Below are 6,028 nucleotides of genomic sequence, written 5' to 3' on the forward strand. Positions count from 1 at the left end.
TCTTGGCCACTGCGTCCGGCTTGATAATCGACAGGGTGCGTTCGATCGCCATAAAAACTCCAAAAAAATTAACAGGTTACTGATCCAAATGAGTCCGCGATTATAGCATGTCCCTGTGTATCATTGCGATGCAACCCTTACAATACCGAAAGGTTTCGCGCAAAAGAGTCAGAATGCTGGTAGCGTAGGGGCTGTGGGCGATTGAGGTATTGAAACTCCCCGTCGCCGCGCTAATCTTAGGAATGGATGCGGCGCCTGCCGGCGCTTCACGAATTGCCGATTCATCATCAAACGCGGTTCCGAGGTAAGGAGAAACCATGAACGATCATCCGTATATGTTTGGCCGCAACGGCGCGGTGAGCACGGCCGAAACGCGCAACCGCGTGCTACGGAACACCTACTGGCTGCTGGCGCTGTCCATGATTCCGACCGTGCTCGGCGCCTGGGTCGGCCTCGCCACGGGCTTCTCGCTGTTCGCCGCCACCAGCCCGGCAATGAGCATGCTGGCGTTCTTCGCGATCGCCTTTGGTTTTATGTTCGCGATCCAGCGCACCAAGGAAAGTGCCGCAGGCGTGTTCGTGCTGCTCGGATTCACATTCTTCATGGGGCTGATGCTGTCGCGCATCCTCGCATTCGTGCTTGGTTTCTCGAACGGCCCATCGCTGATCATGCTCGCGTTCGGTGGCACTGGTGTGATCTTCGCGTCGATGGCGACCATCGCAACGGTCAGCAAGCGCGATTTCTCGGGGCTCGGCAAGTGGCTGTTCATGGGCGTGATCGTGCTGCTGCTCGCTTCGGTCGCGAACGTGTTCCTGCAACTGCCAGCGCTGATGCTGACGGTCTCGGTCATGGCGATTGTGATCTTCTCCGTGTACATCATGTTCGACGTGCAACGCGTCGTGAATGGTGGCGAGACGAACTACATCACCGCCACGCTCGCGATCTATCTGGACCTGTACAACGTGTTCGTCAATCTGCTCGCGCTGCTTGGCATTTTCGGCGGCAATCGCAATTAAGCCCGGGTAACCGCGCTGCAGTTGCAACGCGGCGGTCGAAAGAAAAAGCCCATAACGAGCAATCGTTATGGGCTTTTTCATTGCAAGACGCCGTCGGCCGGCCTGACAGCGCAATCGAATCAGTCGAGCGTCAGACCGTCAGCCACGCGAAACCTTCACTTTGCGACGCCACCACCACTTCCGTCGGCGCCGCGCACAACACACTCGCCAAGGCCGCCTGCGCCAATTGCGGTGAATTGTTCTGCTGGCTCAGATGTGCGGCGACCAGATGCCGAAGGCGAGAACGGTCGAGCGAAGCGAGAATCGCGGCGGCCGCATCGTTGTTCAGATGCCCGTGATCGCCGCCGATGCGCGCCTTCAGCGACGGCGGGTACCGACTGCCCGCAAGCATCTGCACGTCGTGATTGCACTCCAGCACGAGGGCATCGCAACCGCTCAGCACTGCGCTGATATGAGGCGTGGACGTGCCCACGTCGGTCAGCACACCGAGCCGGCGCGCGCCGTTCGAGAAGACGTACTGTAGCGGCTCGCGGGCGTCGTGCGGAACTGTGTAAGGAAGAACGCTGAGGTCGCCGATCGCCACCGCCTCCTCGCCCCACAGCACCCGCAGGTCGACATCGGCTTCGTCAGCGCCGACCGCACGCGCGGTGCCCCAGCTCATGTACAACGGAATCGACCACTTGCGGGACAGCGTCAACGCGCTGCCGATATGGTCGCCATGTTCATGCGTGATCAGAATGGCGTCGAGGCCGTCAACGCTCGCGCCCAGCCGCGTAAGACGCCGCTCGACTTCCCGTGCGGAAAACCCACAATCAAGCAGCACCCTCGTCGTCGTGGCGCCGCTGGATGCCTCCACCAGCAGCGCGTTACCTTCGCTGCCGCTGCCCAGACTCGCGAAGCGCACGGCCCTGTCTTAATTCAGTTGCGCGTGCAGCAGCGACACGATGCGCTGCGCGTCCGACGACGTATCGATCTGGCCGGTCGTGTCGAGCACGGCCACCTGCGTAACGGAGTCACCCTTCGCGCGCACGTTGACAAGAAATTCCTGGCTTGGCTTGCGTGCCGAATTACCGCTGTAGAACAGCTTGCCGAAGAGTCCCTCTTTCTTCAGCTCCTGCATCGAATCTGCGTAGCGCACGTAATAGATGCCCTTCTGTCGATCGCGGTTGTCGACCGTGAAGTTGGTGCGGTCGAGCGCGAGGCCTACGCGCAGCCATGCGCGGTCGAACGATTCCTGCAGATCAAGCGTCGAGGCGCCCGCGTTCTGCTCGATCGTGGCCGGCACCGCAGCCGGATGCGCGTCGGTCAACAGTTGCTTCGACTGCGCTTCGGTCAGACCGAACTTCTCCGTCAGCCTGGCAAGGAACATCGCTTCGAGCGCCGGATCGCGCGGACGCTCCTCCCAGCGCGACGACGTCTTGTCCTGCCCCGTCATCACTTCCTCCATCGCGCTATGCGTGATCGAGATGTCCGTGGTGTCGCCGGGACCACGCGATACGAGCGTGCGGAAACTGTCGCGCGTGCCCGATGAATAGGCGAAGTCGATCAGCTTGCCGACTGTACGGCGGAACCAGTCGTCCGGAATGTTCGCGCGGTTTTCGGCCCAGTCGGTCGTCATGATGCCGGTGGCCGGCGCGTCCGTCTTCAGCGCAAAGCCGTTTTCCTGCCAGAACTCCTGCAACTGCGGCCATAGCTGTTCCGGCGAGCGGCCATCGACGACGAGCCAGCGCCGGTCGCCGTCGCGTTCGATATGCATGCCGAGCGGGTCCTGCCCGGTCGGCTGCCCTTCGATCGCATTGCCGGCAGCGGTGACGGTGCGGGTCGTCGCGCCGCCCAGCGCCAGATTGGCGGCCGGCGCCACATAGCGCTGATCGGTTGGCGTGCTGCTCAGATCGCTCGGCACCGCAAGCGGCGGCGCGCTGGCCGTGCTCTTGTAGTCGACGCGGTCGGAAGAGAACCAGTCGTTCAGCGTGTCACAGCCGGCGAGCGTCGTCAGCGCAAGCGCCAGCGCCGCCATGCGGGTTGCGTGGAGGGAAAGTGCGGAACGTTTCATGAGGTCCTTCGTGATGCTGGAACGCGATGCCTGGTTCTTTCTGCCGGGAACGTGGGCTGAAGCGACGTCGGTTAAGGAAATGCCGTTGGCGGTCTTGCGCGGGGCGCCGGCGGTAGGGCGGGCGCCCCGCTCAGCCAAGCAAGCCTACTTCGCGCAGCGCGCCGCGCACCACTTCGTGGTATCGCGCGTCGAGCGGCGTGAGCGGCAGGCGGATGCCGCCCTGCACACGCCCCAGTTGCTGCAGCGCCCATTTCGCCGGAATCGGATTCGCTTCGGCGAACAGGTACTTGTGCAGCGACAGGAGCTTCAGATGAATTTCGCGCGCGGTCTTCGCGTCCGCCGCGAGCGCGGCCTTGCACAGCTCGCTCATCGCGCGCGGCGCGACGTTCGCGGTGACCGAAATATTGCCGTGGCCGCCGAGCAGCATCAACGCGATCGCGGTAGGGTCGTCGCCGCTATAGATCGCGAAATGCGACGGCGCCGACTTGATCAGATGCGCGGCGCGGTCGATGTTGCCGGTCGCTTCCTTCACGCCGATGATGCCCGGCACCTGCGCGCACCGCAGGATGGTCTCGTTGCTCATGTCCGCGACGGTGCGGCCCGGCACGTTGTACAGGATCACCGGCAAATCGACGGTTTCGGCGATCTTCGCAAAATGGCGGTAGATGCCTTCCTGGGTCGGCTTGTTGTAGTACGGCACGACCTGCAGCGTGGCGTCGGCGCCCACGTCTTTCGCATGCTGCGTGAGTTCGATTGCTTCGGTGGTGGAATTGGCGCCCGCGCCAGCGATAACCGGAATCCGGCCCGCGGCGTGTTCGACCGCGGTCTTGACCATCAGCACGTGTTCTTCGACCGACAGCGTGGCCGATTCGCCGCTCGTCCCGACGACGACCAGCGCGTCCGTGCCTTCCTCGATGTGCCAGTCGATCAGTTTGCGAAACGCCGGCAGATCCAGGCTGCCGTCTCCGAGCATCGGAGTGATGATGGCAGGAATGCTGCCGCGGATCTGAACGCCGTTCTGGTTGCCGTTAGTCATGAAACGCCATGAATTTGATCAGGTAAACCGCGATTGTAGCGGATTAGCCAGCCAACTCGTAACAAGGAGGAAGTACCGCCTTTGCAGGATCGTCTGGACGCGCCGCCTGCCGAACCGCGCAGATCCGCTGAACGTAGGCCGGACGCGGCTGTGCGAGAAATCCATCCTCAAATGCGACTACCTGGAGCTGGCCGCGGACCGCCTCGATAAGCTCGCCGGGCGCGAGCAAAAACGCCGGATTCGAAGGCTTGCCGACGCTTTCATTGCCTTGCGCGAAGGTCTCGTACACCAGTACGCCGCCGGGCGTGAGCGCGCGCAGCAGTTGCGGAAAGAGCGGCCGGTGTAGATAGTTCGTCACGACGACGGCGGCGAACGCCGCGTCTTTGGGCAACGGCCAAGGCGCGCCTTCGAGGTCGGCCATGAGTGTCGTAACAAGCGGTGCGTCGCGCAGCATGTCGAGCGCGGCCATGTCGCGGTCGATGGCGGTCACCGGATGTCCGCGCGACGCGAAAAACCGCGCGTGTCGCCCCGCGCCGGACGCGACGTCCAGCACCGCGCCGCCCGGCAAGACCAGATGCGCCCACCGGCGCACCCAGCGCGACGGCTCACCGAGACCATGCGCGGGGGCGGGCGTATTCATCGCGGGCATCCGTTCACCCGCTCGCGCTCACTGTCACGCTCACCTGATTACGCTCACTGATGCGATACGCCACGTCAGTTGTACGACAGGCCCATCGCGTCGCGGACGTCGCGCATCGACTCGGTCGCGAAACGCCGCGCCTTGTCGCAGCCGTCAGCGACGATCGCGCGCAACAGCGACGGATCGTCCATGTACTTCTGCGCGCGCTCCAGCATCGGCTGCTGCTCGCGCAGAATCCCTTCTATCACCGGCTGCTTGCACTCGAGGCAGCCGATACCCGCCGAGCGGCAGCCCTTTTGCACCCATTCGTGCGTCGCTTCGTCGGTATAGACCTGATGCAACTGCCACACCGGGCACTTGTCGGGGTCGCCCGGATCGGTGCGGCGCACGCGCGCCGGGTCGGTCGGCATCGTGCGAACCTTCTTCGTGATCGTCTCCGCGTCTTCACGCAGGCCGATCGTGTTGCCATACGACTTGGACATCTTCTGGCCGTCCAGACCCGGCATGCGCGACGCCTCGGTCAGCATCGCCTGCGGCTCGACGAGGATAATCTTGCGCGAACCTTCGAGGTAGCCGAACAGGCGCTCGCGATCGCTCATCGACAGGCTCTGCGACTCCTGCAGCATCGCCCGCGCGCGCTCGAGCGCTTCGTCGTCGCCTTCCTGCTGGTACGCATTGCGCAACTCGTGATAAAGCTTCGAGCGCTTGCCGCCGAGCTTCTTCGCCGCTTCATTGGCCTTCTCGTCGAAGCCCGGCTCGCGGCCATACAGATAGTTGAAGCGGCGCGCGATTTCACGGGTCATCTCGACGTGCGGCACCTGGTCTTCGCCGACCGGCACGAGCGAGCCGCGATAAAGCAGAATGTCCGCCGCCATCAACACCGGATAGCCAAGGAAGCCGTAGGTGGACAGATCTTTCTCCTTGAGCTTTTCCATCTGCTCCTTGTAGGTCGGCACGCGTTCGAGCCAGCCGAGTGGCGTGCTCATGCCGAGCAACAGCGCGAGTTCCGCATGCTCGGGCACCTTGCTCTGGATGAACAGCGTTGCCTGCGCCGGATCGATGCCGGCGGCGAGCCAGTCGATTAGCACGTCCCACACGTTCTTTTCGATCACTTCGGGCGTTTCGTAGTGCGTGGTCAGCGCATGCCAGTCGACCACGCAGAAGAAGCACGGGTATTCGGACTGCAGCCGCACCCAGTTTTTCAGCACGCCGTGATAGTGGCCGAGGTGCAGCGACCCGGTGGGCCGCATGCCGGAGAAGATACGGTCTGGGAACATGGTTAT

At 63.2% G+C, this 6,028-nt stretch carries 6 protein-coding genes; 1 reads left to right on the top strand and 5 read right to left on the bottom strand.

What is annotated here, in order from left to right:
- Window positions 1–317: 317 nt before the first annotated feature.
- Window positions 318–1,016 (top strand): Bax inhibitor-1/YccA family protein, encoded by a 699-nt coding sequence (locus VGH68_RS25845; RefSeq protein ID WP_331606556.1) that lies wholly within the window; start codon window positions 318–320, stop codon window positions 1,014–1,016.
- 130 nt (window positions 1,017–1,146) lie between these two features.
- Here the strand turns inward: VGH68_RS25845 and VGH68_RS25850 are convergent, their stop codons facing one another.
- From VGH68_RS25850 to VGH68_RS25870, 5 genes are all read right to left on the bottom strand, one after another.
- Window positions 1,147–1,920 carry an MBL fold metallo-hydrolase gene (locus VGH68_RS25850; protein ID WP_331606557.1) on the bottom strand — a complete coding sequence of 258 codons (774 nt, stop codon included), beginning with the start codon at window positions 1,918–1,920 and terminating at the stop codon, window positions 1,147–1,149.
- A 9-nt stretch (window positions 1,921–1,929) separates the two neighbouring features.
- A complete protein-coding gene (gene bamC, locus VGH68_RS25855) occupies window positions 1,930–3,069 on the bottom strand; it encodes an outer membrane protein assembly factor BamC (protein ID WP_331606558.1) in 1,140 nt (379 codons plus the stop codon).
- A 130-nt stretch (window positions 3,070–3,199) separates the two neighbouring features.
- Window positions 3,200–4,105: a 4-hydroxy-tetrahydrodipicolinate synthase gene (gene dapA, locus VGH68_RS25860; RefSeq protein WP_331606559.1), complete on the bottom strand. Its 906-nt coding sequence runs from the start codon at window positions 4,103–4,105 to the stop codon at window positions 3,200–3,202.
- A gap of 43 nt (window positions 4,106–4,148) precedes the next feature.
- On the bottom strand, window positions 4,149–4,745 hold the full coding sequence (locus VGH68_RS25865; protein WP_331606560.1) for a class I SAM-dependent methyltransferase: 597 nt from the start codon (window positions 4,743–4,745) through the stop codon (window positions 4,149–4,151).
- Between the two features lie 74 nt (window positions 4,746–4,819).
- Window positions 4,820–6,022 (bottom strand): tryptophan--tRNA ligase, encoded by a 1,203-nt coding sequence (locus VGH68_RS25870; RefSeq protein ID WP_331606561.1) that lies wholly within the window; start codon window positions 6,020–6,022, stop codon window positions 4,820–4,822.
- Window positions 6,023–6,028: the final 6 nt, after the last annotated feature.

The organism is Paraburkholderia sp. (assembly GCF_036488505.1).
Classification (GTDB): domain Bacteria; phylum Pseudomonadota; class Gammaproteobacteria; order Burkholderiales; family Burkholderiaceae; genus Paraburkholderia.